Raw genomic sequence first — 23,890 nt, 5'->3', positions numbered from 1 at the left:
CCAAACTCTCGGGATGCCGGCAATTACTCGGCACCCCCGATAGTCGAGCCTAATCGTCACCGGCCGCGGCGAGCGACCGGGCCGCGGCCCCGCCGATCAGACCCTGCGACAGACCCCGGGACGGATAACCGCCCCCGTTTCAGTGACGCCCGTTCGGCCCATCCCAATCGCCGTTCTCGCTGTCGCCGACCGGGTTCGCGCGACGCGGCTCGTCATAGCCACCACGGTCGCCGTACCCGTCCCGGCCATAGCCGTCGTCGGACCCGCCCCACGGCTGGTAGCCCTGCCGCGGCTGCTGCGGATCGCTCCACCCGCCGGACTGACCCTGCTGCTGCGGCTCGTCTCGCGGCGGCCAACCGGGAGCCGACCACCCCGCCGGAGCGCCGTAGTCCGGTCGCGAACCGTGCGTCCCCTGACGCGGGTAGGCCGGAGCGGGCGTCTGCGGAATCGGGTAGCCGGGCGCGGCCGGGCGGCCATACTGCGGCGGCGCGCCGTACCCGCCATCGTGCGGCGGATAACCGTTGGCGCCCTGCGGCTCCCGCTGCGCGGACGCCGCCACCGGCTTCACCAATGGCTCCGGCGGCCACGATTCACCGCGCTCGGCGGCCAGTTCGCCCGGCGTCTTCACCGGCGGCTTGTCCGACGGCACGCGATCGCCGAAATCGTTGAACGCGGTGATCCGCGGGCGCTTCTCCACCGAAGCGAGAATCTGCTCGAGATCCTTGCGGTGCAGGGTCTCCCGCTCCAGCAGCGCGGTGGCCAGATCGTCGAGCACGTCGCGGTACTCGTTGAGGATGGACCACGCCTCGGTGTGCGCGGCCTCGATGAGGTTGCGCACCTCCTCGTCGATCGCGCCCGCCACTTCGTGCGAGTAGTCCGAGCCCATGCCCATCGAGCGGCCCAGGAACGGATCGCCCTGCTCTTGGCCGTACCGGACCGCGCCGAGCCGAGCGCTCATGCCGTATTCGGTGACCATCGCGCGAGCGATCTTGGTGGCCTGGTCGATGTCCGAGGACGCGCCGGTGGTCGGCTCGTGGAACACCAGTTCCTCGGCCGCGCGACCGCCCATCGCCATGACCAGGCGGGCGATCATCTCGGAGCGGGTCATCAGGCCCTTGTCGTCCTCGGGGACCGTCATGGCGTGACCACCGGTGCGGCCGCGCGCGAGGATGGTCACCTTGTACACCGGTTCGATGTCCGGCATCGCCCAGGCGGCGAGGGTGTGACCGCCCTCGTGGTAAGCGGTGATCTTCTTCTCGTGCTCGCTGATGATCCGGCTCTTGCGGCGCGGGCCGCCGATCACGCGGTCGACCGATTCCTCCAGCGATTCGCCGGTGATCATCGCGCCGTTCTCGCGGGCGGTGAGCAGCGCCGCCTCGTTGATCACGTTGGCCAGGTCCGCGCCGGACATGCCGACGGTGCGCTTGGCGAGGCCGTCCAGGTCGGCATCCGGCGAGATCGGCTTGCCCTGCGAGTGCACCCGCAGGATGGCGCGACGACCGGCGAGGTCGGGGTTGCCCACCGGGATCTGCCGGTCGAACCGGCCGGGACGCAGCAGAGCGGGGTCGAGGATGTCGGGGCGGTTGGTCGCCGCGATCAGGATGATCCCGGTGCGGTCGCCGAACCCGTCCATCTCGACCAGCAGCTGGTTGAGGGTCTGCTCGCGCTCGTCGTGACCACCGCCGAGGCCTGCGCCGCGCTGGCGGCCGACCGCGTCGATCTCGTCGACGAAGATGATGCAGGGGCTGTTCTGTTTGGCCTGCTCGAACAGGTCGCGCACCCGGGAGGCGCCGACGCCGACGAACATCTCGACAAAGTCCGAACCGGAGATGGTGAAGAACGGCACGCCCGCCTCACCCGCGACCGCGCGGGCCAGCAGCGTCTTACCGGTGCCGGGCGGGCCGTAGAGCAGCACGCCCTTGGGGATCTTGGCGCCGAGGGCCTGGTAGCGGACCGGGTTCTGCAGGAAGTCCTTGATCTCGTAGAGCTCTTCGACCGCCTCGTCGGCACCGGCCACGTCGGCGAACGTGGTCTTGGGCATGTCCTTGGACAGCTGCTTGGCCTTCGATTTGCCGAAGCCCATCATGCCGCCGCGCCCGCCGCCCTGCATGCGGGCCATCACGAAGATGAACAGGCCGAGCAGGATCACCATCGGGAGCACGAACAGCAGGATCTGGGTGAACCAGCTCTCCTGCTTGACCACGGTGTTGTAATCGGCCCCTGAGTTCTTCACGGCCTGGAAGATCTGTGCGGAGGTCTCGCTGCCGCCCGGATACTTCGCGATGATCTTGGCCTGACCACCGGTCGCGTCGTTGCCGTTCTTCAGCTCGATGCGCAACTGCTGCTCGCGGTCATCGATCTGAACGTTCTGAACGTTGCTCTTGTCCTCGAGCTGGCTCAGGGCAACCGATGTATCGACGCTCTTCCAGCCCCGCGTGTCGTTGCCGAAGTAGCTGAACGCATAGATCACGAGCAGGATGCCCGAGACTATGGCCAGGGTGCGAAACACAGTCTTGCGGTTCATAGAGCGTCGGCCGGGGCGGCCAGTCCTTTCCGGTGTCTCCGGTTCTTGCCTAGCGATGCGTCTGGCGTGTCCGGTTCCGCGGGGGTTCGGATGCGGACAAGCCACGTTACCGCGTACGGTCTACTCGATACATCGCGCAGTTCGGCTGCAGGTGCAGCTAAAGAGGTAAACGGCCGGAGACCGACGGTGGTTCCCGATGTCTCCGGTTCAGCTTCCTCCAAGTGGCAACAATCATGGCATGTTCGGCCTATCGTGAGCGACGACACAACCACGCGGCGCGAGCGACGGGCACGGAGGCGGTAGCTTGCGTAACCACGAAAGGCCCCGGCAGCGCCGCCATCGGACGCAGTGCGAGCGACGGGCACGGAGGCAGCGGCTTGCGTAACCACGAAGGGCCCCGGCAGCGCTGCGACATCAGACAGAGCGGCGCGAACGACAGGTGCTGCGGAGGCGACTCACCGCACCGCGAAGTGCCCCAAGAGCGCCGCGAAGCAGACAGAACGCAGGGGGTATGGACATAGTCGAGTTACGGACACCCACAGCGATATTGCGTCACGGCCGCGGCAGACTGATCGTTCTGCGGCCCGGATCCGACGGCGAGCGCGTGCTGGACGTTCCCGTCTCGGACCTGCTCAAGGTCCGGCTGAACCGGCGCGCCGACGACGCGGTGGTCATCGAGATCTACCTGCGATACCCGACGCCCGTGCTCACCGGCGTACCCGCGGACCGCACGCCGCTGCCGGTCCTGATCGCCGAGCACGACGTCCCCGCGGCCACTGAGATCGTCGAGCGGATCAACACCCACATCTTGGCCACCCAGCGCATCGACGTGGCCGCGCCCGATCTCCGTCCGCCCGCACCCACCTGGGGCCGGAGCGGGCCCGCCCGCGCGGACGTGGACCGGGCGGCCGGACGGATGACGCCGCGCCGCGAGGCCAAACCGGCGATAGCGGCTCTGCATCGTTACGTGACGCCTGACGAGTACGTCCTGGAGACCGCCCTCGCGGTCGCGCATCCCCCTGCGGGCACCGGTCTCGGGCTGCTCGCCGCGACGACAGGACGGCTGCTGTTCATCGCCATCGCGGAGCCCCGGTACGCGTACGAACTGCCCATCCCCGCGGTCATCTGGGCGCGGACCACCGACACTCCCCCGGTCGGCCCCGGCGAAATCGGCCCGGTGCGCGGCACGACGGGCATGGACGTGCACGACGGCAACCGGACGCTGCGTTTCGCGGGCGCCGAGCGCGCCGACACCGAGCGGGTCACCTGCGCGGTGAACTTCGCGGTGCGCCGCGAATCCGCGGACGGCGCCACCGGCTCCGCGGATCCCGGTGTCGCCCAGCTGTATTCGGAATGGGAGCTGCTGGTCGAGCGGCACTCCCTCGGCATGGTCGACGACGCGCAGTTCCAGCGCTACGGCCGCGGCATCCTGCGCTCACTCCCCGACGGGAGCTGAGTTCAGCGCGACCCGCCGCCACGGGCTGGTCGGGCGCAGCCACAGCCGCAGCAGCTCCATGCGGCGGTCGACGCCGCCGTTCTTCAGCTCGGCCAGGTCCTCGCAGGCCTGCCAATAGGTCCACCCGGTGAGATAGGCGTCACCGAATTGGCGCCAGTTGCGGTACTTGCTCTGCGCGATCGGCAGGGCGCGCCCGAGATAGCTCCAGGCCAGGTCCGCATCGAGGTAGCCGGCGGTGTAGGCCATCCTGGCCACCGCGACCACCCTGGCCAGATCCCAGGCGTGGATGTCGTTGGGCAGCGGCCTGGCCAGGTGATCGGTGAAACCGATCTTGATCGCCTGCGACCAGATGTCGTAGTCGCGGACCAGCGCCTCGGGATTGTCCATGCCCCGGAACGCGCCGACCTGCCGTAGGAAGGCCCGGTGCCGGTCGGCCCGCTCGCCGAAGCGGTCGCGCTCGCTGGCGTTGATCGATGCCGTCACGAGCGGATGCACGAGGGCGTAGAGCGGGGCGTGCATACCGTTCAGCAACTGCTCCATCGAGGCCCGCGCCTCGGTTCCGTCGGTGATGCCCCACGCGCCGGTGAGCGTGTCGATGGCCAGCTCGCGCCGGTCGCCGAGCGGATGCGCGCGTTCCGGCCCGAGCAGCAGCGCGTCGTGGAAGGCGTCCCAGCGCGCGGAGTAAAAGGCGCCGAGCGCCAGTGCGCGCAGCTCATCGTCGGAGATCGCGGCGCCGGACCAATGGTCTTCCTCCCGCTCGTCCAGCTCCGCATACGGAAACGTCGTCAAGGTCGGTACACCGCGCGAAGACATGACCCGATTGTTCCCCATCCGTCAAAGTGCGGGCCGGGTATTCGCGCTTCCGGTGCTCGTCCTGCGAGCGAATCGATCGCCGCACGGTGTCTACTTCCCTGACGCAGGTCGTGATCTGGAGCTAGTGTTCTCGCATGTGTAGAAACATCACCGTCCTGCGTGGTCTGGAACCTGCCGCAACCGAGCAGGAAATCTATGCCGCCGCACTGCAGTACGTGCGCAAGGTCGGTGGCGTGTCCGGCCTGAGCTCGACCACCAAACCGGCCGTCGACAAGGCCGTCGCGGCCATCGCAGCGGCGACCACCACCTTGCTCGCCGAGTTGCCCGACCGCAGGGTCGCGCCGACCACCGAGCCACCGCTACGCCGCCTCGCGGCACGGGAGGCGGCGGCCGAGTAGTCCGGCCGGTCAGGGCAGGGCGTCGACGCCGTAGATCGCGACGCAGACCAGCGCGATCTCCAGCGGCAGACGCCGCTGTTCGATCGAGAATCCCAGGAGATGTTCGATCCGCTGCATGCGGTAGCGGACCGTGTTCTTGTGTACGCCGAGCAGTTTCGCCGTGGCCTCCGGGCTGCGGTGGCTGCGCAAGTAGGCGTGCAGCGTTTCACGCAGACGCGCGGCGTTCGCGTCCCTGGCCGCCAGCGGGCCCAGCTCGCGCTGCACCAGCCCGCGCATGGCGGCGTCGTCGGCGCCCGCCAGATACGCGATCTCCACCCCGCGATATCCGGTCACCCGCCCAGCCGTGGGCGCGCGTTCGGCGACATTCCGCGCGGCGACCGCCTCACGATGACTCTGCCGGAAGCCGCGGATTCCCCCGCCGGGTACCCCGAATGCCACCCGCACCGGAGCCTCGACCTGAGCCGCCACCAGCCGTTCCAGCTCGCCCGGCACCGCGAGTTCCGCGGCCCGTTCCGGGTCGTCCAATCCCGCCCAGGCCCACATCGCGCTGGCGCCGGACGGAACGGTGAGAACCCGCCCGCTGCCGAGGGCCGCGGCCAGCCGGGCCGCGAACCGGTCCAGCATTCCGGTCGCCTCGCCATCCACGCCGCCGGACTCACCCGTGGGCTCATCGGTCCACAGCAGGAACGCGAGATGCTGCTGGGACAGTCGATATCCCAGCCGTACCGACGCCTGCTCGACGTCCACCTCGTCGCCGTCGAGCACGGCGCGGACGGTCTCGGCACGCCGGTTGAGCGCGGCGCGCAGGACCTGCTCGCGCTCTTCCATGTAGGTCTCGGTGAGCAATTCGACCGAGGTACCCATCCACTTGGTCGAGCGCTCGAACAGCCGCATCAGCACCACGCGCTCGATCTCCGGCGGCGCCTGCCGCTGCTCGATCACTTCGGTCATGTAGTCGAGCACCGCCTCCATGCCCACGTGGTAGACGCGCAGCAGCAGCCGCAACTCGAACCCGCGCCTGGCCACGCTGCGCGCGAAAGCGTGCGCCTCTTCCGGCAGCGAGAACTCGAAGGTGTCGCTGGTCAGGCGGCTGAGCACGATCCTGGCGTGTGCCCTGGTACTTGCCGCCAGATCGCGGCGCATATCGCGATCGGCGAGTTCGGGAATGCGCGTGATGATGACGTCGTCGAGCCGGGTGACGATCCGGTCGAGCGTCTCGGCGCGCATCGTCTCGTAGACGTACTCGGCCAGCCAGTCCCGTACCTCCTCCAGGTCGGGACTCGGCCTGATCGCGGCGCGCGGCGACGGCGGAACGGTCATCGCCGACTCCTTCCGTCCGGGCGCGATCTCGCCTCAATTTGTCTTCCAGGTACAAATCCACCAGCCCGCATTGACGAATGAGGCCAAGAAAGTCCCTGCGGATTGTGTCACGATCATAGTTCAGTGGCCTGATTCACAGGCAGACCGCGGTTCAACACAAAGTCAGTGGGAGAACAGCTAGTGACCAACACCGAACCAGCGCCGGGCGCGACCGAGAAGGCCACGGCCAGGAAGACGCAGGCGCGCACGAAGACCGCGAAGACCGGCGACACCCCGGCCGTCATCGAGGTGCGCAATCCCGGTACCGGCCAGGTCGTGGGCACGGTGCCGGAGGAGACCGCGGACGCGGTCGCGGCGAAGGTCCGCGAGCTGCGGCTCTATCAGCCGGAATGGGAGGCGATCGGCCCCGACGGCCGCAAGGCGTGGCTGCTGAAGTTCCAGGACTGGTTGATCGACAACACCGACCGCCTGGCTACCGTGCTGCAGTCGGAGACCGCGAAGCCGCGGGTGGACGCCCTGATCGATCCGGGCTTCGCGACCGATCTGATCGGCTACTACGCACGTCGCGCGGCCAAGTTCCTCGCCGACGACCACCCCTCTCCGCACAGTCCGCTGGCCAGGGTCAAGCGACTGACCACGGTCTACCGGCCCTATCCGGTGGTCGGCGTGATCACGCCGTGGAACTTCCCCCTCGCCATGCCTGCGATGGACGTGTTCCCCGCGCTCGCCGCGGGCGCGGCCGTCATCCTCAAGCCGTCCGAGGTGACTCCGCTTTCGGCGCTCGAACTGGCCAAGGGCTGGGCGGAAATCGGCGCCCCGCCGGTCTTCGCGGTGGTCACGGGCACCGGCGCGACCGGGGCGGCCGTAGTCGGCCACGCCGACTACATCCAGTTCACCGGCTCCACCGCGACCGGCCGCAAGATCGCCGCCGCCTGCGTGGAGCGGATGATTCCCTACAGCCTCGAGCTCGGCGGAAAGGATCCGGCCATCGTCTTGGCCGACTCGGACCTCGATCGCGCGGCGCACGGCATCGCCTTCGGCGGCATGTTCAACTCCGGTCAGGTCTGCATCTCGGTGGAGCGGGTGTATGTCGAGGCGCCGGTCTACGACGAGTTCGTCGCCAAGCTGACCGCCAACGTCGAGGCGCTGCGCCAGGGCCTGGACGGACGCGAAGCCGAATTCGACGTGGGCGCGCTGGCCAACGAGAACCAGGTAGCCATCGTGCAACGCCACGTCGACGAGGCCGTCGCGGCGGGGGCGAAGGTGCTGACCGGCGGCAAACGGGCCGGGTTCGGCACCGCGTTCGAGCCGACCGTGCTCGTCGACGTCGACCACACGATGTCGTGTGTGACCGAGGAGACCTTCGGCCCGACGCTGCCGGTGATGAAGGTGGCCGACGAGGCGGAGGCGATCCGGCTGGCCAACGACTCGGTATACGGGCTGTCGGCGTCGGTGTGGACGGGCGACAAAGAACGCGGCGCTCGGATCGCCCGGCAACTCGACGCGGGCGCGGTCAACATCAACGACGTGTTCGCCAACCTGTTCAGCTACGCGCTGCCGATGGGCGGCTGGGGCCTGTCCGGCGTCGGGACCCGCTGGGGCGGGGCGAACGGTGTGCGCAAGTACTGCCGCCAGCAGGCGATCACCACGCCGATCCTGCCGACGCAGCAGAAAGAGCTGTTCTGGTACCCGTATTCCATGCCGAAGCTGCTGTTCGCGCTCGGCGCCATGCGTGCGGCCGGTGCGCGCGGCCTGCGCCGCCTCGACCTGCCCGCCCTCCTGAAGTTGAAGGGTGACGACAAGTGATCGACGCGAAGCAGATCCGCGGCAAAGTCGTGGTCGTCACCGGCGGCGCCCGCGGCATCGGCCTGGCGACGGCCACCGCGCTGCAGACCCTCGGCGCGCAGATCGCCATCGGCGACATCGACGAGGCAGCGGTCAAAGAGGTCGGCACGGCGCGCGGGTTCGAGCTCTACGGCAAGCTCGACGTGACCGATCAGAACTCCTTCGAGAGTTTCCTCGACGACGTCGAGCGAACCATCGGCCCGATCGATGTGCTGATCAACAACGCGGGCATCATGCCGACCGGCAAGCTGGTGGACGAGCCGGACCAGGTGACCCGCCGCATCCTGGACATCAACGTCTACGGCGTGATCCTCGGCTCCAAGCTCGGCCTGCGCCGGATGCTGCCGCGCGGGCGCGGGCACATCATCAACATCGCCTCGCTGGCGGGCGAGACGCACATCCCGGGCCTGGCCACCTACAACGCCAGTAAGCACGCGGTACTGGGCTTCACCGACACGCTGCGCGAGGAGTACCGGGGTACCGGCCTGCACTTCTCCTCGGTCCTGCCCACGCTGACCAATACCGAGCTGGGCGCGGGCGTCACGGCGCCGAGCCTGCTGCGTCCGGCCGAGCCGGAGGAGATCGCCGACGCCATCGCCGAGCTGATCGTCGCACCGAAGTCCAAGGTCAGAGTGACCGCGCTGGCCGGGTTCATCGCACAGGTGGTCGGGCTGTTGCCGGAGAAGCTCGGTGACGGCATCGGCCGCGCGCTCGGCTCCGGACGCGCCTTCCTCGATGACGTCGACGCCGACCAACGCAAAGCGTACGAGGAGCGCGCCCGCGGGGTGTGATCGGCCAACACGCGGCGCCGTCCCCGGAATCACCCGGAGGGCGGCGCCGCGGAGCGTTGTGGCACACCCCAAAACAGGCATCCGGATGGGTGTCACAAACAATATGTGATGAAAATCACGCGAGCGATCGATTACACCCGCTAGGCGTTCGATCGCGAATGCGTAGCCGATGACCGGCAACCATTCGAGTGTCCACAATCCGCTACCGGCTGCACCAGCATCCTCGCATCAATGCTGGTCAAACGCCCAACTGCACCCCTTCGAGCGGAAACTCGGGCGCATGCCGAGGATTCGCCAACTGCTTAGTGCGGAGCACCATGACAGGCAATATGCTGTCTCTAACAAACCTGCCGACTGTTTCGGTGCCCGTATCCAGACTTTCCGGCCTGATAAGGCTGGAAATTCAGGACTGATTCTGATAGCAAGGGGCTATGGACCCGCATTTGCGCGACCTGCGGTATTTCGTCGCCGTCGCTGAGGAACTGCACTTCACCAATGCCGCTCAGCGGCTGCACATCGCTCAACCCACCCTGTCGCGTCAGATCCGTCAGCTGGAACGCCAGCTCGACGTGGTCTTGTTCGACCGCAACCAGCGCAGTGTCGCCCTGACCGTCGCGGGCAAGGAACTACTCGAAGGCGCCCGCAAGATCCTCGAGCTGTGGGAAGTCACCAACGTCTCGCTGCAGGAGGCGGGCGAGGTGCTGCGCGTGGGCATTCAGTCCGCGCTCGGCCGCGGCCTGCTCAGCGATCTGGAGAGCGCGAGCGGCCACCGACTAGCCCTGCACGCCGCGTCCTGGACCGATCCGTCCAGCGGACTCGCGGGGCGTCAGGCCGACCTCGCCCTGGTCTGGCTTCCGCTGCCCGACCCGAGCCGTTACCGCTGGCAGGTGCTGCGCACCGAGCCGCGCTGGGTGCTGCTACCGGAGAACCACCCGCTGGCGGTCTCGGACACCATCGAATTCTCCGACCTGCTCGATGAGCCGTTCGTCGCGCTGCCGACCGAAGCCGGTGCCGTGCGCGACTTCTGGCTCGGCAACGAGGGGCGTGGCGGCCGCGCGCCGAAGATCGGCGCCGAGGCCGCGACCCCGGAGGACCGGCTGGAGGCGGTGAGCCTCGGCCTGGGTGTCTGCCTGCTCGCGGAGAACAACGTGCCGATGTACCGCTGGCCCGGCCTCACCGCGCGCCCCGTCTCCGGGCTCGCGCCGTGTGAGCTCGCCGTGGCGTGGCGGGCCGACGACAACCGGCCCACCATCCTGGAGTTCGCCGGCCGCGCCGTCGACGGCGGATTCGCCGCGCAGCAGTCCCCGGTCAGCGTCTGACCGAGGGCGCGATGCGCTGCCAAGGGTGACGGGTCTCCAGCTGCGCGGCCAGTCGCAACAGAGTGGATTCACTGCCGGGCGGACCGGCGAGCTGAGCCGCGACGGGCGTCCTCGACGACGGATGCATGCCCATCGGCACGGAGGCGGCAGGCCAGCCGACCAGATTCCACAGCGGGGTGAAGGGGGCGAATCGCGCGCCGGCGAGCAGAGCGGCCGGCTGACTGCGGGAGTGCCAGGCCTCCGCCATGGGTGGCGGGGCGGCGAGCGTGGGAGTGATCACCACGTCGTATCGGTCGAAGAATTCCAGTAGCCGCGCCTCGACCCGGTCGATCTGGGCTGGGCGCACGACCCGCAATTGATGCACCGTCCGGCCGAGGGCCAGCTGGCGCCGGATGCGACGCGATAGTCGAGGGGGCTCGGGTAGGGATAGGGCCGGGGCGTCGCGCTCACCTGCGGCTAGCCAGCGTAGGAAGACCGCGAATAGTGCGTTGCCGTAGGGCATGGCGGTCGTTTCGACGAGATGGCCTGCCGCCGCGGCGACGGAGGCGGCCCTGCGGGCGGCCGCGGTCCAATGCCGGTCGACGCGTATCAGGTTCGACGGCGGATCCACGGCCAGCCCGATGCGTAGTCGGCCGGGTGGGTCCACCTCGGCTAGGTTCGGCCGCGCGGCCAGCACGGCTAGCGCTAATGCCGCGTCCTGCACCGTTGTCGCGAGCACGCCGTTCTCCACCATGCCCGGCCAACCGCCCGTCCCGGCCGCGGTATAGCACCCGGGCTTGATCCCGAAGACCCCGCAGCAGGCCGCCGCGACGCGCACCGAATCGAGGCCGTCACTGCTGTGCGCCAGCGGCACAAGCCCTGCCGCGACCGCCGCACCGGCCGATCCGCCCGCGTGTCGCGCGGTGTTCCACGGGTTGTGCACGACGCGAGCCGGAGCGTCCGGTGGATCCCGACGGTCCTGCTCGCTCCCTGCGCCGAGCCCGAAAACCACGGCGCCCGCGCCGCGCAGCCGGGCGGCCACGGGATACCCGGCCTCCGGCTGCCACCGCGCGGGCGTGCCCGTGATCGACGCGCCCGGTTCGACCGCCACCGGCACACCGGCCAGCGGCAGGGCGTCGAGGTCGTCTCGCTCCTCCAGCGCGGCGGCGTCGGCCATGGCCCACTCGACGCGCAGAACGGGGAGCGCGTTCGATTCCCGCTCCGCCGCCGGGAGCCGGGTCGCCGCCTCCGCCACCACCCGGCTGGGTAGCAGCGCGCCGTCCCGCACAGCCGCCGCGATCGTCGCGGCGGTGCCGTGCCCGGGATCCGGCTCGGCCTCCCGGCCGCGCCCGGAGCGCGTGTCCGCGGCGGCGGAGAACAGCTGAGCGACCACCTCGGCGGTCCTGCTATTGCGAATCGTCGTTCGAGGCGCGGCTGTTCTCGTCGAGAGCGAGCCGTCCGCCATCACCGCGGCATCATCAGACATGTGCTGGTCATCCCCCGTCGCATCGTTGTCGAAATCGGGTGATCCACTGTCGAGCCGCAAGTTATCATTTCGAATACGGCGCGGGGGATGATGGTGTGGGGTGTGGCGGAGAATTTTTGCGGCACATCCACCGACCGACCACTGCGGATTCCGCGGCGTCCGCCGAGCCCACTAGGTCCGAGTATGAGCGCGAACTCTGAGAGCAGTTCCGATACCTACACAGGTGCGGCCACCGGTGCAGGCTATGACGACCTGTCACATGCCGAATTCAGCGCGGTAGCGGCCTTCTCCGCGGCGTGGGAATCCACTCGTCGCCCGCCCGAGATCGCCGAGTACCTGCCCGACGCGACCACGTTGCGCCGTGAGGCATTGGTCGAGCTGATCCGCGTCGACTTACGCCATCGCTGGCTGCGCCGTCCCCCGGCGGGCAAGGGCGCCGCGCCGGAACCAGCCGCACGTAAACGCCTGGCCGATTACTGCGCCGAATTCTCCGAACTCGCTACCGAAGAAATCCCGGCCGGTCTGGTGTATGAGGAGTTCGTCATCCGCCGCCACAGCGGGGAACGGGTCGATCCGCGAGATTGTCTGCGCGAATACCCGCAACAGGCGGAGGAACTGCGCGCCTTGTTGAACGCCGACGAGATCGACCAGAGCACCCGGCGCGCGGTGTTGGAGGATTCCACCCGGACCGTCTTCGTGCGCACCCGCTTCGCTCTCGACGACACCGCATTGAACCAAACGGTCGAGCCCGATCGTGGTTCTGAGGTGACCAGAACGACCACCGCCGATCTGACCGGCACGGCTACCGCCGTTCCCACGACGATCGCGACCGGGCCGAGCCGGGTCAACGCACTCGACCGGATCGAAATCGGTCAGCGGATCGATGATTTCGATCTGCTGACCGGTTTGGGCAGCGGTGCGTTCGCCCGGGTCTTCCTCGCCCGGCAGCGGTCGCTGCAACGGCTGGTCGCGGTCAAGATCTCCGCCGATCACGGCACCGAGCCGCAGACACTGGCCCAGCTGGACCATGACTACATCGTGCGGGTCTTCGACCAGCGGCTGCTAGACGACGCCGAGGGCGCCGCGCGCCGGCTCCGGCTGCTCTACATGCAGTTCCTGCCGGGTGGCACGCTGCTCGGCGTGTTGCGCTGGGTGCGCTCCACCCCACCCGCCGAACGCAGTGGGCAACAGCTGCTGAACGCCGTCGACGCGGCGATGGAGGAGAAAGGTGAGATCCGGCCGACCGACTCCAGCGTGCGAGCCGAGATCGCGGCGCTGAGCTGGCCGGAGACGGTGGCCTGGCTCGGGCGCAGGCTGGCCGAAGCGCTGGACTACGCCTCCTCGCACGGCGTGCTGCACCGGGATGTGAAACCGGCCAACGTGCTGCTCACCGCCGAAGCAGTGCCGAAACTGGCCGACTTCAACATCAGCTTCAGCCGCAATGTGGAGGGCACCAGCCCGGTCGCCTACTTCGGCGGGTCACTGGCCTACATGTCGCCGGAACAGCTGGAGGCCTGCCATCCCGGCTTCGACCGCGGCGCCGCCGACCTGGACACCCGCGCCGACATCTATTCGCTCGGCGTGGTGCTCTGGGAGCTGCTCACCGGAGCCAAGCCGTTCGACGACAGCACAGCGGGCGCGGGCGATCAGAGCGACGACACCACCCTGGAGGCCATGCTGGAGCGCCGCAGCGCCGGTGTGGACGCCGCGGCGCTGGACCGGGTTCCGCCCGACTGCCCGGCCGCCCTGCGCCGCATCCTGCTGACCTGCCTGGCGCCCGAGCGCGACAGCCGGTGGTCCAGCGGCGCGGTCTTGGCCAGACAGCTGGAGATGTGCCTGGACCAACGCGCGCGGGAACTGGTCGACCCCGCGCCGAACAGCTGGCGGCGGCGACTGCGCCCGCACATCGTGCTCGTGGCGCTGATATCGGTGGCACTGCCGAACGTGCTCGCCTCGCTGTACAACATCCAGCACAACCAGCACCTGATCATCAGCCGGATGACCGAGGAAGCCGAACGGACGTTCCTCGTCATCACCAGCGTCGTGAACGCGATTTTCTTCCCTGCCGGCATCGCGGTCGTGTTGTACATGGCCAGATACGTGCTGACAGTGCCGCGCGGTTTGCGCAAAGGACGACGATACGACCCGGACACCCTGCGGCGTGCCAGACGTGACGCGCTGCTGATGGGCGATCGTGCGGTCGCCGTGGCGTTTTCGCTGTGGGTATTGGCGGGCGCCATCTTTCCGCTCGCGCTACAGCTGTCCACCGGAGACATACCGAGAGGGGATGTGGTGCACTTCTTCTCCTCGCTGGTGGTGTGCGGGGCGATCGCGGTGGCCTATCCGTTCTTCCTGCTGACCTTTTACATGGTGCGGTGCATCTACCCGTTGTTCCTCCGGCACGGGGACATAAGTCCCGAGGACGCGGTGTGGCTGCGCGGGCTGGACCAGCGTTGCAACTGGTACCTCGCGGTGGCCGCGTCGGTGCCGCTGCTCGCGGTCGCCGGAGTGACCTTCCTTCCGGCCGAGGACATCCCGTCGGTGATCTTCGCGGTCCGGCTGCTGTGTGTCGGCGGCATAATCGCGTTCGTGGGCACCTATCTGCTGTTCCGTTCGCTGGAGGCGGACCTGCGGGCACTCGAGCGCGTGGTCGACCCGGAATCCGCCGTAGCGGCCTCGCGTCCTGATCGGCAGGCGCGCGTCGAAGCGGACGCGGCGGAGACCGGCAGGTGACCTCATCGCGCACCGACGCTGTCGCCCGGTTCGCCACCGCCTGGCAACGCTGTCTCCAAGGTGATCGGTTGCCGCCGCGGATCTCGGACTACGTGCCCGACGCCACGCAGGTGCGCCTGGCCGTGCTCACCGATCTGGTGCGAGTCGATCTGCGGCGGCGCTGGGAACGCGAAGGACTCGGCAAACGCGTCGCCGAGTACCGCAAGGAATTCCCCGAAGTGGGCGACAGCCCCGAACTCGTCGAGCTCGTGTGCGAGGAGTTCCTGGCGCGCCGCAGACGCGCACCACTGCCGCTGCCGGACTTTCTCGCCGAGTACCCGGATCTGGCCGGCGAGGTCCGCGAACGCCTCGCCGACTTCGCCGCCGACGACGCCGCGGAAGTCGCCACCGCCGAGTCGAGCGCAGCCGCCGCCGTGTTGGCCGATCTCTCGCCCGGCCTGCGGATCGAGGACTTCGACCTGCTCACCGACCTGGGCGGCAGCCTGCTCGGCCGCGTTTTCCTCGCCAGGCAGCGATCCATGCAACGACTCGTCGCCGTGCGGTTCTCGGCCGGGCGGGCGGGCGCACCGCAGACGATGGCCCAGCTCGACCACGCCCACATCGTGCGCGTCTTCGACCAGCGGGTGCTCGGCCCCGACATCGCACGCACCATGACGGTTTCCGCCGCACCTGGCAACCCCGCGATCGCCGTATCCGACACGGGCGCCGCGATCGCCGAGCCGCGACCCGACCTCGACACCACCGTCGCCGCACCCTTCGATCCTGGCGCCACGATCGCCGCACCACACGCGACCAGCGAGGCAATCGCCCCCGACGACCACGCCCAAGACGCGACCGTCGCCGCACCACACGCGACCGACGGGGTTACCACCGTCTCAGCGCCGCCGCCCGACCTCGACACCACCGTCGCCGCGCCCTTCGATCCCGACGCCACGATCGCCGGGCGACCTACGGGCCGCGAGGCAACCAACCCCGACGACAACGCCCGGGATACGACCGTCGCCGCACCACACGGACCCGACAGGGATACCACGGTCTCAGCGCCGCCGCCCGACCTCGACACCACCGTCGCCGCGCCCTTCGATCCCGACGCCACGATCGCCGGGCGACCTACGGGCCGCGAGGCAACCAACCCCGACGACAACGCCCGGGATACGACCGTCGCCGCACCACACGGACGCGACGGGGATACCACCATCGCCGAGCCACATGGTCTCGACACCACTCCCGCCCAGACCCCTGATCCAGACGCTGCCGCCGGTACATCCCGCCGCGCTTCGCCCCCACGACGCAACGGAGCGGAACGGTCTGACGAAACATCCACCGACTCGGCCGAAGGCACCGCCGTCCTCACCCACCCCGACGCCACGCCCGTCGATCGGTCAACCGAATCCTCGACGCTCGTCCGTCCACCGGCCCGCACCGGAGCCACATCTGCGGCGCCGCGCGATGCGACCCTTCCCTCCGCTCCTGCGGCCGCCCTCCCTCGCCTCGTCTACATGCAGTACCTCCCGGGCGGCACCGCGGTCGGCGTGCTCGAGCAAGGTCGTCGCGGACCGGTGGCCGACGGCGGAGCGCTGCTGCTGCGCGCGGTGGACAGCGCCATGGAGGCCAAGAGCGAGATCCGGCCCTCGGATTCCAGCGTGCGCGCCGAGATCGCGCGGCTGAGCTGGCCAGAGACCGTGGCGTGGGTGGGCAGGCGGCTGGCCGACGCGCTGGACTACGCCGCGAACCACGGCGTGCTGCACCATGACATCAAACCGGCGAACGTTCTGTTCACCGCCGAGGGCATCCCGAAGCTCGCGGATTTCGCCCTCGGCGAGTCGGGACCGCGCACGAACGGAGTGTCGCAGGCCGCCGCCGCGACGGATTCGCTGGCCTACCGCTCGCCCGAGCAGTTGGCGCGCTACCTCGATCCCGACGCGCCCGCGCCGGGCGACAGCAGCGATGTGTATTCCCTCGGGGTCCTGCTGTGGGAGATGCTCACAGGGGCGAGCCCGTTCGATGACCCACCGCTCGCCGAGTCCGGACCGACCGCGGAAACCTACGCGGGAATGCTCGCGCTGCGCCGACGCGGCGTCGCGGCGGTGGCGCTGTCGCGCGTGCCGGAGGGAACACCGGCCGCATTACGCCGCGTGCTGTTGGAATGCCTCCACGTGGACCCGAAGCACCGTTGGCGCAGCGGCGCCGAACTCGCCGTTCAACTCGACCTGTGCCTGGACGCCCGCGCTCGCGACTTGGTCGATCCCCCGCCGGACAGCTTCGCCTACCGGGCCCGCGGCTGGCTGCTACCGATCGCGGCGGTGTGTATCGGCGTGCCGAACGTGCTGGCGAGCTTCTACAACATCCAGCTCAACCAGACCTTGATCATCGACCGGATGTCGCCGGCCGCCCAGGAGAAATTCGCTGCGGTCGGATTGATCAACAACCTGATCGCGTTCCCGGTGGCCGCGCTGCTGCTGCTGTTCCTCACCCGGCGCCCCCTCGCGCTCGCGTACCGTCTCAGACGCGGTCGTGCATACTCCGCGAGCACGCTCGCGAAAGCGCGTCGCGACACGCTGCTGATGGGTGATTGGGCGGTATGGGTGCCGTTCGGCTTCTGGTTGGTCGCGGGCATCATCTGGCCGCTGGGACTGGCATTCTCGGGTGTCGATCTACCGCCGAAGACGTTCTTGCATTTCTTCGCCGCGCAGGTCGTGTGTGCGGCGATCGCGCTGGCCTATCCGTTCTTCCCGATCATGGTGTACTCGCTGCGCTCGGTCTATCCGCAATTGCTGGTGCGTGGAGGTATCGGTCCCGGTGACGAGCGCCAGCTGCGGTCCTTGGCCAAGCGCGGAAATTTCTACCTCGGCGTCGCGGCGTCGGTTCCGCTGCTCGGTGTGGCGAGCGCGACCTTCGTCGACCCGGCCGACCTGGGGTTGGTGATCGTTCCGGTGCGCGTACTGAGCGTGGGTGGCATTCTGGCGTTCGTGCTGACCTACCGGCTGTTCCGGCTTCTCGAATCCGATCTCCTCGCGGTGGCCGAGGCGATTCCGCAGAGAACGCGATGAGCACACCGCGGCCGCTGGGGCGGTTGGTGAGTCTGTCGCACGTGCACGATCCGGCCACCACGCCGCTGTACCCGGACGATCCGGAATTCCGCACCGACATCGTGGCCACCATCGCGAACGACGGCTACTACCTGCGCTACATCCAGCAGGGCGAGCACACCGGGACCCATTGGGGTGCGCCGATCCACTTCGACGCCGACGGACTCGCCGCGGACCAGCTGGACTTGGACGACCTGCTGCTGCCCGCGGTGAAGATCGACCTCAGGCACCGGTGCGGGAACGATCGCGACTACGCGATCACGATCGACGACTTGCGCGGGTGGGAGGAGAAGCACGGCCGGATTCCGGACGGCGCCGCGGTGATCGCCTGGACCGGCTGGGACGCGAAATGGGGCACCCCGGAGTTCATCGGCACCGGCGAGTCGGCCGGTCATCAACCGGGTTTCGCGGTGGAGACGGTGGAATGGCTGTTGCGCACCGGCAGGCTCGGCCGCCGCGGCGGGCTCGGCATCGACACGTTCGGCCCGGATGTGGGCACCGATGACACCTACTCGGTGTCGAAGCTGCTCTACGGCCAGCATCGGATCAGCTTGGAATGTCTGGCGAACCTCGCCGAGCTACCCGCCTCAGGGGCCTGGGTCCTGGTGGGCGGCCCGCTCTATCGGGACGGATCCGGCTCCCCCGCAACCATTTTCGCCATCCTCCCGGGGTGAGGGTCAGCCCCCGTAAACCTTGGGATCCAGGGTGCCGATGTAGGGCAGGTCCCGGTAGCGCTCCGCGTAGTCGAGGCCGTAGCCGACGACGAATTCGTTCGGGATGTCGAAGCCGACGTGCGCGACGTCCACGTGCGTGCGTAGCGCGTCGGGCTTGCGCAGCAACGTGACCACCTCGAGCGACGCGGGGTTGCGGGTGGACAGGTTGCGCTTGAGCCAGGACAGGGTGAGCCCGGAGTCGATGATGTCCTCGACGATCAGGACGTTGCGGCCGGCGATGTCCTTGTCCAGGTCTTTCATGATGCGCACCACGCCGGAGGACGAGGTGGACGACCCGTAGGACGAGACGGCCATGAACTCCATCTGGGTCGGGATCGGCAGTGCCTTGGCCAGGTCGGTCATGAAGAAGATCGCACCCTTGAGCACGCCGACCAACAGCAGATCACCCTCGGGAGCATCGGCGGGATAGCGCTTGGCGATGAGTTCGGCCAGCTCCTGGGTCTTGGCGGCGATCTGTTCCTCGGTGATCAGTACCGACGCGATGTCGTCCCCGTACACGTCAGCCGAATTCCTTCCGTGGTGGTGAGCCCGAAGGCCGGTGGGAGTCTGCGTCATCGCCTCCGATGGCCATCCTCGCCCAGCCGCAGTGTCAGCCTGCCATGTTCACGCCCGGCGACCAACCTGCTTCCGGGCGTTCCTCCGCCGACCGCGACACCGCCCTGTCCGCGCCAAGCCGTCACCAACTCGTCGACGGCCTGTAAATGCTTGGTGGTCAGGGCTTTCGCTCCGCCTGCCAGCAGCCATGCCCGGATTGCCCGTTTACGCAGGGCCGCGGGCGCAGTGGCGAGCGTCTCGATCACGAGCGCTTGCCCATCACTCGCGGTGTGCAACAGTTCCGCGGCGAGCGCGTCCAGCACCACGCCGTCTTCGCGCAACTGCTCGGCCGTGCGGGCCAGCGCCGGGGCCACCCCGCCGCCGAGAATCTGCTCCAGCAGCGGTAATACCTCGGTGCGAAGGCGAACCCTGGTGAACTCCGGCGCCGCGTTGTGCGGGTCGTCGTGCGGTGTCATCCCCAGGTCGGCGCACAGTTGCCGGGTCGTCTCCCTGCGCACATCGAGCAACGGCCGCCCCCACGGCTCGGCACACGCGGCCATGCCCTGAATCGAGCGGCCACCCGATCCGCGCGCGAGCCCGAGCAGCACGGTCTCGGCCTGGTCGTCGAGCGTGTGACCGAGCAGCACCGGCAGACCGTTGCGCGCCGCGTCCAGTGCGGCGTATCGAGCCCGCCGCGCCGCCGCCTCCATCCCTCCCTCGGTGCCGACCTCCACCGCCAGCACTCGCGCGGACCGACAGCCGAGCGCCAACGCCTGGGCCGCCGCCTCGGCGGCAACCGCACCCGAGCCCGGCTGCAACCGGTGATCGACCACCAGCGCGTCGACCGCGTTCGTCTCCACCACCGCCACTGCCGTGAGCGCCAGCGAATCCGCGCCGCCGGACAGCGCCACCGCGACCGCCTGCTCCTGGTTCTCGCCCGGACCGAACCGGCTCAGCCACTCCCGCACGGCCCTCCGGACCGTGAGCGCGGCGGCGGTCTCTGGCAGGCGGCGCACATCGGCGGCATCGGGCGCAGACCGCCCAGCACCCGGTGGCCCAGTCTCCGATCCGAAGCGCCCGGGTGTCGTTCCTGGCGCACGCCCCATGCGGGCAGCCTACCGACTGACCGCCCTACCCCAGAACCCGTTCGATCCAGCGCTGCGGGTTCTCGATCTCATCGGTGCGGGGCAGGGCGTCCGCCTCGGTCCACACGGTGTTGAACCGCGCCATGCCGACACTGCCGACCACCTCGTCGACGAACTTCTTGCCGCGCACATACTGCGCGACCTTCGCGTCCACGCCGAGCAGGGCGCGCAGCAGGCGTTGCAGTGGGTTGGTCGGACGCCTGCGGCGCTGATCGAAAGCGGTGCGGATCTGCTGGACCGTCGGAACGACCGCGGGACCGACCGCGTCCATGACGTGATCGGCGTGCCCTTCCAGCAGAGTGCCGAGCATGAGCAGGCGGTCGAGCGCCTCACGCTGCGGCGGCGCCTGAGTGGCACGCAGCAGGCCGACCACGCCGCGCGCGGCAGGGTCGTCCGGAACGCCGCCGCGACGACGCTCGCGCAGCTCCTCGACCAGCCGGGAGAGCATCTCGGCCAGCGGCTCGTCGCCGACTTCGCCGAGCACCTCGACGTTGGCGCGCATGTAGTCGGTCAACCAGGGCGCGGAGGAGAACTGCACCCGATGCGTCACCTCGTGCAGGCAGACCCAGAGCCGGAAATCGCTCGGCGACACCCCGAGCGCACGCTCCACCGCCACGATGTTCGGCGCGACCAGCAGCAGGGTGCCGTCGGCCTCCGTGAACGGGTCGTACTGGCCGAGGATCGCGGTCGACAGGAACGCGAGCATCGCGCCTGCCTGGACACCGGCGGGCTTGCCCGCGAACAGCCTGCTTCCAGTGGGCGCGCCACCGGTGCCGGTGAGCTGGGCCATGGAGTCGGCGGCAGCCCTGATCCAGCCCGGCCGGTCGACGATCCTGGCGGCGGGCACCGGGCGGTCGTCCAGCAATCCGCTCACCTCGCGAACCGGCGCTTCGGCGCGTACGGACGCGTCGGCCAGTTCCGCGACGACCTGCTCGGCCGAGTAGCGCGATGTGCGCGGACCCGCAGGCACCAGAGCGGAACCGGTCTTTGCGGCCAGGCGCCAGTCGACCACGCCGGACAGACCCGCACGACCCTTCCGCCGCTCGATCGCGCTTACGGGGCCGGACCCGGCGGTCGGGGAATCTTGCTGGGTCATGGTCAACCACCCGTCATGAGCATCCACAGTTTCGCAGCGTGCCTGCGATCGCGTCCAACGCGGGCCTGCTCACCTCCGGTGGTCGATCGTTCGACATCAGAGCGAAGGTCAGCACCCGCCCATCGGCGTCAAGCACATACCCGACCAACGCGCTGGACACCGACAGAGTTCCGGTCTTGGCCCGGACCCAGCCTGCGCCCTGCCGGTCCCTGGTGACGTATCGGCTGGTCAGCGAGCCGGTTGCACCTGCGACCGGCAGATTGTCCAGCATCGGCGCCAAGGTCGCCGCGATCCGGTCGGTCTCCGGCTTGGCTTTCGTGCCCGCCGGTTGCACCATGGCGGCGCCGCTGGCCTTGGCGGCGGTCGCCACGACTCGGTCGAGCAACCGGGCGGGAATCCGGTCGTCGACCGAAAGCCCGCTGCTGTCGTGCATATCCAAGCCGGTGAGATCGAAACCGGCCGTGCGCAGCGCCGCGCGCACTGCGGCGACCCCGCCGCTGAAGGAAGCCTCGCCTCCGGTCGCCGTCGCGATCTCCCGTCCGATCGCCTCGGCGAGCACGTTGTCGGAGTAGACCATCATGTCGCGCAGCCGATCGCGCAGCGGGGCCGACCGCACGCCGGCGATCTCGGCCGCGCCCTGCGGCGCGACGCCGATCCTGACCAGGGCGGGGTCGAGGCCGAGGTCGGCGGCCAGCCGCCGCCCGGCGTCCAGTGCGGGGGTGGGGGTGCGCGGCGAGTATTCGACGAGCGGTTGCAGGCGGCCGCCATCGATCATCACCGGCTCGATCGGGGCGATCGAGCCCTCCGGAATGTCGATCGGGTCCCAGCCCTGAGCCATGGTCGGGCCGGTGTAGGCGGAGGTGTCGACGACGATGGTGTCCACCGGTCGGCCCGCGGCTTTGATCTGGGCCACCAGATCGGACAGGCGCGGCCCGTTCGGGTAGTAGCCCTTGCCGTCCGGCTGCGCGGTGAGCGTCGGATCGCCGCCGCCGACCAGCACCAATTCGTTCGGCGCCGAACCGGCGACCACCCTGGTGGTCAGCCGGTGCTCGGCGGGCAGCGTGAGCAGAGCGGCCGCGGTGGTGAGAATCTTGGCGGTAGACGAGGGGATCATCGGTTTGCTCGCGTCGCCGCTCCACAGCACCATGGCGCTGTCGGCGTCGGTCACCTGGCCGGCGAACGCGCCGAGGTCCGGGTTGCCGATCACCGGGGCCAGCGCCGCGGCCATCCCGGCGGGACTCGGCGCGGGCGCGTTCGAGCGTGCCGGGCTGACCTGCGGCGACGGCTCGACCGGCGCGGGCGGTGCGGCGATGGTCAGCCTGCCGTGCCGGAATTCGGCGGTCCACGGCCGTATTGTGAAAAGCGCCACCACCACGACCCCGAGTAATACGCCCAGCGTGACCGCTACGCCGATCGATCTGTTGCGCCTGCGCCGGGCAGCCAGCCCACCGATGTTCTCGTTGCCACCAAACACGTCGCCGCCGCTCTCCTGACCGATTCTCGCAGCAGCCGCCTGCCGCACCCATCTCCCCGCCGACCACACTATCCTCGTTGCGCAACCGTTCCCCCGAACAACCTGGCGAGTCGGCACACTCCGCAGCGGCCGAGTCGGCAGTCGCCGAAAAGAAGCCGAGTCGCCGGCTCGGCACCGATGCAATGAAGGAGATGGCGTGGAGTTCGACGTCACCATCGAGATCCCGAAGGGGTCCCGGAACAAGTACGAGGTCGATCACGAGACCGGCCGGGTCCGGCTCGACCGGTTCCTGTACACGTCCATGGTCTATCCCGCCGACTACGGCTACATCGAGAACACCCTCGGCGAGGACGGTGACCCGCTGGACGCGCTGGTCCTGCTGCCCGACTCGGTGTTCCCCGGCGTGATCGTGGAGGCCCGTCCGGTCGCGATGTACAAGATGGTCGACGAGGCGGGCGGCGACGACAAGATCCTGTGCGTGCCCGCGGGCGACCCGCGCTGGGACCACATCCAGGACCTGAAGGACGTCCCGGAGTTCGAACTGGCCGCGATCAAGCACTTCTTCGAGCGCTACAAGGACCTCGAGCCCGGCAAGTACGTCAAGGGTTCGGAGTGGGTCGGCCGCGCCGAGGCCGAGGCCGAGGTCGAGGCTTCCATCCAGCGCCTGAAGGACCAGGGCGGGCACTGAAAGCCAGTACGGCACGAGCGAAGCGGGGAGTCCGGTGAATTCCGGGCTCCCCGCTTCGTCTTCCCGGCCCATCGAGAGCCGAAAGGCGAAAAGGGACATCCGGATACCGGATGCCCCTTCTCAGTGACAGGTGGCTCAGTAGTAGATGTAGAGATCCCAGCCGCTGTAGGTCTCGACGCACTCCCAGTAGTAGCCGCCGGTGCTCGGCGAAATGCCGTCGGCGCGGCAGGCGTCGAAGGTGGCGTAGGTGCCGACGTAGGTGCCGCCGTAGGCGACGTCCTGGTATCCCGGCGCGGCCGAGGCCGAAGCTGCCGTCGACACCCCGGCGACGGCGGCGGTGGCCAGAAGACCAGCGGCGAGGATGGACTTGATACGCATTGTTTGTGCTCCTGAATGCGGGGCGGAATTTCTGACGTCACAGACGTTATGGGCGATCGCTGCCTCGCACAGCCACCCCTAGGGTGAC

General features: G+C 69.1%; 18 protein-coding genes. 9 read left to right on the top strand and 9 right to left on the bottom strand.

Features of this window, described 5'->3' with window-relative positions:
* Nucleotides 1-139: 139 nt before the first annotated feature.
* Nucleotides 140-2,524 (bottom strand): ATP-dependent zinc metalloprotease FtsH, encoded by a 2,385-nt coding sequence (gene ftsH / locus IU459_RS19435; protein WP_195130966.1) that lies wholly within the window; start codon nt 2,522-2,524, stop codon nt 140-142.
* A gap of 511 nt (nt 2,525-3,035) precedes the next feature.
* Here ftsH and IU459_RS19430 point away from each other — a divergent pair.
* Nucleotides 3,036-3,980, top strand: a complete 945-nt coding sequence (locus IU459_RS19430) for a hypothetical protein (RefSeq protein ID WP_195130965.1) — start codon at nt 3,036-3,038, stop codon at nt 3,978-3,980.
* Here IU459_RS19430 and IU459_RS19425 read toward each other — a convergent pair.
* Entirely contained in the window at nt 3,960-4,793 is an 834-nt protein-coding gene (locus IU459_RS19425; RefSeq protein ID WP_195130964.1) for a DUF1266 domain-containing protein, read from the bottom strand. The two genes, IU459_RS19430 and IU459_RS19425, sit on opposite strands and share 21 nt — an antisense overlap.
* 134 nt (nt 4,794-4,927) lie before the next feature.
* Between IU459_RS19425 and IU459_RS19420 the strand changes: the two genes are divergently transcribed.
* Nucleotides 4,928-5,191: a DUF2277 domain-containing protein gene (locus IU459_RS19420; RefSeq protein ID WP_195130963.1), complete on the top strand. Its 264-nt coding sequence runs from the start codon at nt 4,928-4,930 to the stop codon at nt 5,189-5,191.
* Nucleotides 5,192-5,200: 9 nt separating this feature from the next.
* On the opposite strand, the gene IU459_RS19415 is transcribed toward IU459_RS19420, so the two are convergent.
* Entirely contained in the window at nt 5,201-6,511 is a 1,311-nt protein-coding gene (locus tag IU459_RS19415) for a PucR family transcriptional regulator (RefSeq protein ID WP_195130962.1), read from the bottom strand.
* A 180-nt stretch (nt 6,512-6,691) separates the two neighbouring features.
* Between IU459_RS19415 and IU459_RS19410 the strand changes: the two genes are divergently transcribed.
* From IU459_RS19410 to IU459_RS19400, 3 genes are all read left to right on the top strand, one after another.
* Entirely contained in the window at nt 6,692-8,317 is a 1,626-nt protein-coding gene (locus IU459_RS19410; protein ID WP_195130961.1) for an aldehyde dehydrogenase family protein, read from the top strand.
* A complete protein-coding gene (locus IU459_RS19405) occupies nt 8,314-9,147 on the top strand; it encodes an SDR family oxidoreductase (protein WP_195130960.1) in 834 nt (277 codons plus the stop codon). Before IU459_RS19410 ends, IU459_RS19405 begins: the two co-directional genes overlap by 4 nt.
* 431 nt (nt 9,148-9,578) lie before the next feature.
* Nucleotides 9,579-10,466, top strand: a complete 888-nt coding sequence (locus IU459_RS19400; RefSeq protein WP_195130959.1) for a LysR family transcriptional regulator — start codon at nt 9,579-9,581, stop codon at nt 10,464-10,466.
* Here IU459_RS19400 and IU459_RS19395 read toward each other — a convergent pair.
* Nucleotides 10,456-11,931: an amidase family protein gene (locus IU459_RS19395; protein ID WP_195130958.1), complete on the bottom strand. Its 1,476-nt coding sequence runs from the start codon at nt 11,929-11,931 to the stop codon at nt 10,456-10,458. The two genes, IU459_RS19400 and IU459_RS19395, sit on opposite strands and share 11 nt — an antisense overlap.
* A 183-nt stretch (nt 11,932-12,114) precedes the next feature.
* Here IU459_RS19395 and IU459_RS19390 point away from each other — a divergent pair, with 183 nt between their 5' ends.
* From IU459_RS19390 to IU459_RS19380, 3 genes are read left to right on the top strand one after another with little or no spacing between them, the layout of a single operon-like run.
* Nucleotides 12,115-14,664 carry a serine/threonine-protein kinase gene (locus IU459_RS19390; protein WP_195130957.1) on the top strand — a complete coding sequence of 850 codons (2,550 nt, stop codon included), beginning with the start codon at nt 12,115-12,117 and terminating at the stop codon, nt 14,662-14,664.
* Nucleotides 14,661-17,714, top strand: a complete 3,054-nt coding sequence (locus tag IU459_RS39725) for a protein kinase domain-containing protein (protein ID WP_195130956.1) — start codon at nt 14,661-14,663, stop codon at nt 17,712-17,714. Before IU459_RS19390 ends, IU459_RS39725 begins: the two co-directional genes overlap by 4 nt.
* The gene (locus IU459_RS19380; protein WP_195130955.1) at nt 17,711-18,427 is read left to right on the top strand and encodes a cyclase family protein; all 717 of its coding nucleotides are present in this window, start codon (nt 17,711-17,713) and stop codon (nt 18,425-18,427) included. Before IU459_RS39725 ends, IU459_RS19380 begins: the two co-directional genes overlap by 4 nt.
* Before the next feature lie 3 nt (nt 18,428-18,430).
* Here IU459_RS19380 and hpt read toward each other — a convergent pair whose 3' ends face one another.
* The 4 genes from hpt to IU459_RS19360 all read right to left on the bottom strand — a co-directional run bounded on the left by hpt (nt 18,431) and on the right by IU459_RS19360 (nt 22,715).
* Nucleotides 18,431-18,985 (bottom strand): hypoxanthine phosphoribosyltransferase, encoded by a 555-nt coding sequence (gene hpt, locus IU459_RS19375; RefSeq protein ID WP_040773205.1) that lies wholly within the window; start codon nt 18,983-18,985, stop codon nt 18,431-18,433.
* Between the two features lie 53 nt (nt 18,986-19,038).
* The gene (tilS, locus tag IU459_RS19370) at nt 19,039-20,028 is read right to left on the bottom strand and encodes a tRNA lysidine(34) synthetase TilS (RefSeq protein WP_228838191.1); all 990 of its coding nucleotides are present in this window, start codon (nt 20,026-20,028) and stop codon (nt 19,039-19,041) included.
* Between the two features lie 124 nt (nt 20,029-20,152).
* Nucleotides 20,153-21,262, bottom strand: a complete 1,110-nt coding sequence (locus tag IU459_RS19365) for a zinc-dependent metalloprotease (protein ID WP_195130953.1) — start codon at nt 21,260-21,262, stop codon at nt 20,153-20,155.
* Nucleotides 21,263-21,275: 13 nt separating this feature from the next.
* On the bottom strand, nt 21,276-22,715 hold the full coding sequence (locus IU459_RS19360; protein ID WP_440446513.1) for a D-alanyl-D-alanine carboxypeptidase/D-alanyl-D-alanine-endopeptidase: 1,440 nt from the start codon (nt 22,713-22,715) through the stop codon (nt 21,276-21,278).
* Between the two features lie 217 nt (nt 22,716-22,932).
* Here IU459_RS19360 and IU459_RS19355 point away from each other — a divergent pair, with 217 nt between their 5' ends.
* Complete coding sequence (locus IU459_RS19355) at nt 22,933-23,424, top strand: inorganic diphosphatase (RefSeq protein WP_067469153.1); 492 nt, start codon at nt 22,933-22,935, stop codon at nt 23,422-23,424.
* Between the two features lie 135 nt (nt 23,425-23,559).
* On the opposite strand, the gene IU459_RS19350 is transcribed toward IU459_RS19355, so the two are convergent.
* A complete protein-coding gene (locus IU459_RS19350; protein WP_195130951.1) occupies nt 23,560-23,802 on the bottom strand; it encodes a hypothetical protein in 243 nt (80 codons plus the stop codon).
* Between the last annotated feature and the right edge of the window lie 88 nt (nt 23,803-23,890).

Origin of the sequence: Nocardia amamiensis (assembly GCF_015477605.1) — a bacterium.
Taxonomy (GTDB): Bacteria; Actinomycetota; Actinomycetes; order Mycobacteriales; family Mycobacteriaceae; genus Nocardia; species Nocardia amamiensis_A.
This window is presented reverse-complemented; position numbering and strand designations above follow the sequence as displayed.

Bases quoted from the DNA above. Each gene is read 5' to 3' on its own strand.
- ftsH (WP_195130966.1), bottom strand. From the start codon at position 2,524: ATGAACCGCAAGACTGTGTTTCGCACCCTGGCCATAGTCTCGGGCATC.
- IU459_RS19430 (WP_195130965.1), top strand. From the start codon at position 3,036: ATGGACATAGTCGAGTTACGGACACCCACAGCGATATTGCGTCACGGC.
- IU459_RS19425 (WP_195130964.1), bottom strand. From the start codon at position 4,793: ATGTCTTCGCGCGGTGTACCGACCTTGACGACGTTTCCGTATGCGGAG.
- IU459_RS19420 (WP_195130963.1), top strand. From the start codon at position 4,928: ATGTGTAGAAACATCACCGTCCTGCGTGGTCTGGAACCTGCCGCAACC.
- IU459_RS19415 (WP_195130962.1), bottom strand. From the start codon at position 6,511: ATGACCGTTCCGCCGTCGCCGCGCGCCGCGATCAGGCCGAGTCCCGAC.
- IU459_RS19400 (WP_195130959.1), top strand. From the start codon at position 9,579: ATGGACCCGCATTTGCGCGACCTGCGGTATTTCGTCGCCGTCGCTGAG.
- IU459_RS19395 (WP_195130958.1), bottom strand. From the start codon at position 11,931: ATGTCTGATGATGCCGCGGTGATGGCGGACGGCTCGCTCTCGACGAGA.
- IU459_RS19390 (WP_195130957.1), top strand. From the start codon at position 12,115: ATGAGCGCGAACTCTGAGAGCAGTTCCGATACCTACACAGGTGCGGCC.
- IU459_RS19380 (WP_195130955.1), top strand. From the start codon at position 17,711: ATGAGCACACCGCGGCCGCTGGGGCGGTTGGTGAGTCTGTCGCACGTG.
- IU459_RS19365 (WP_195130953.1), bottom strand. From the start codon at position 21,262: ATGACCCAGCAAGATTCCCCGACCGCCGGGTCCGGCCCCGTAAGCGCG.
- IU459_RS19350 (WP_195130951.1), bottom strand. From the start codon at position 23,802: ATGCGTATCAAGTCCATCCTCGCCGCTGGTCTTCTGGCCACCGCCGCC.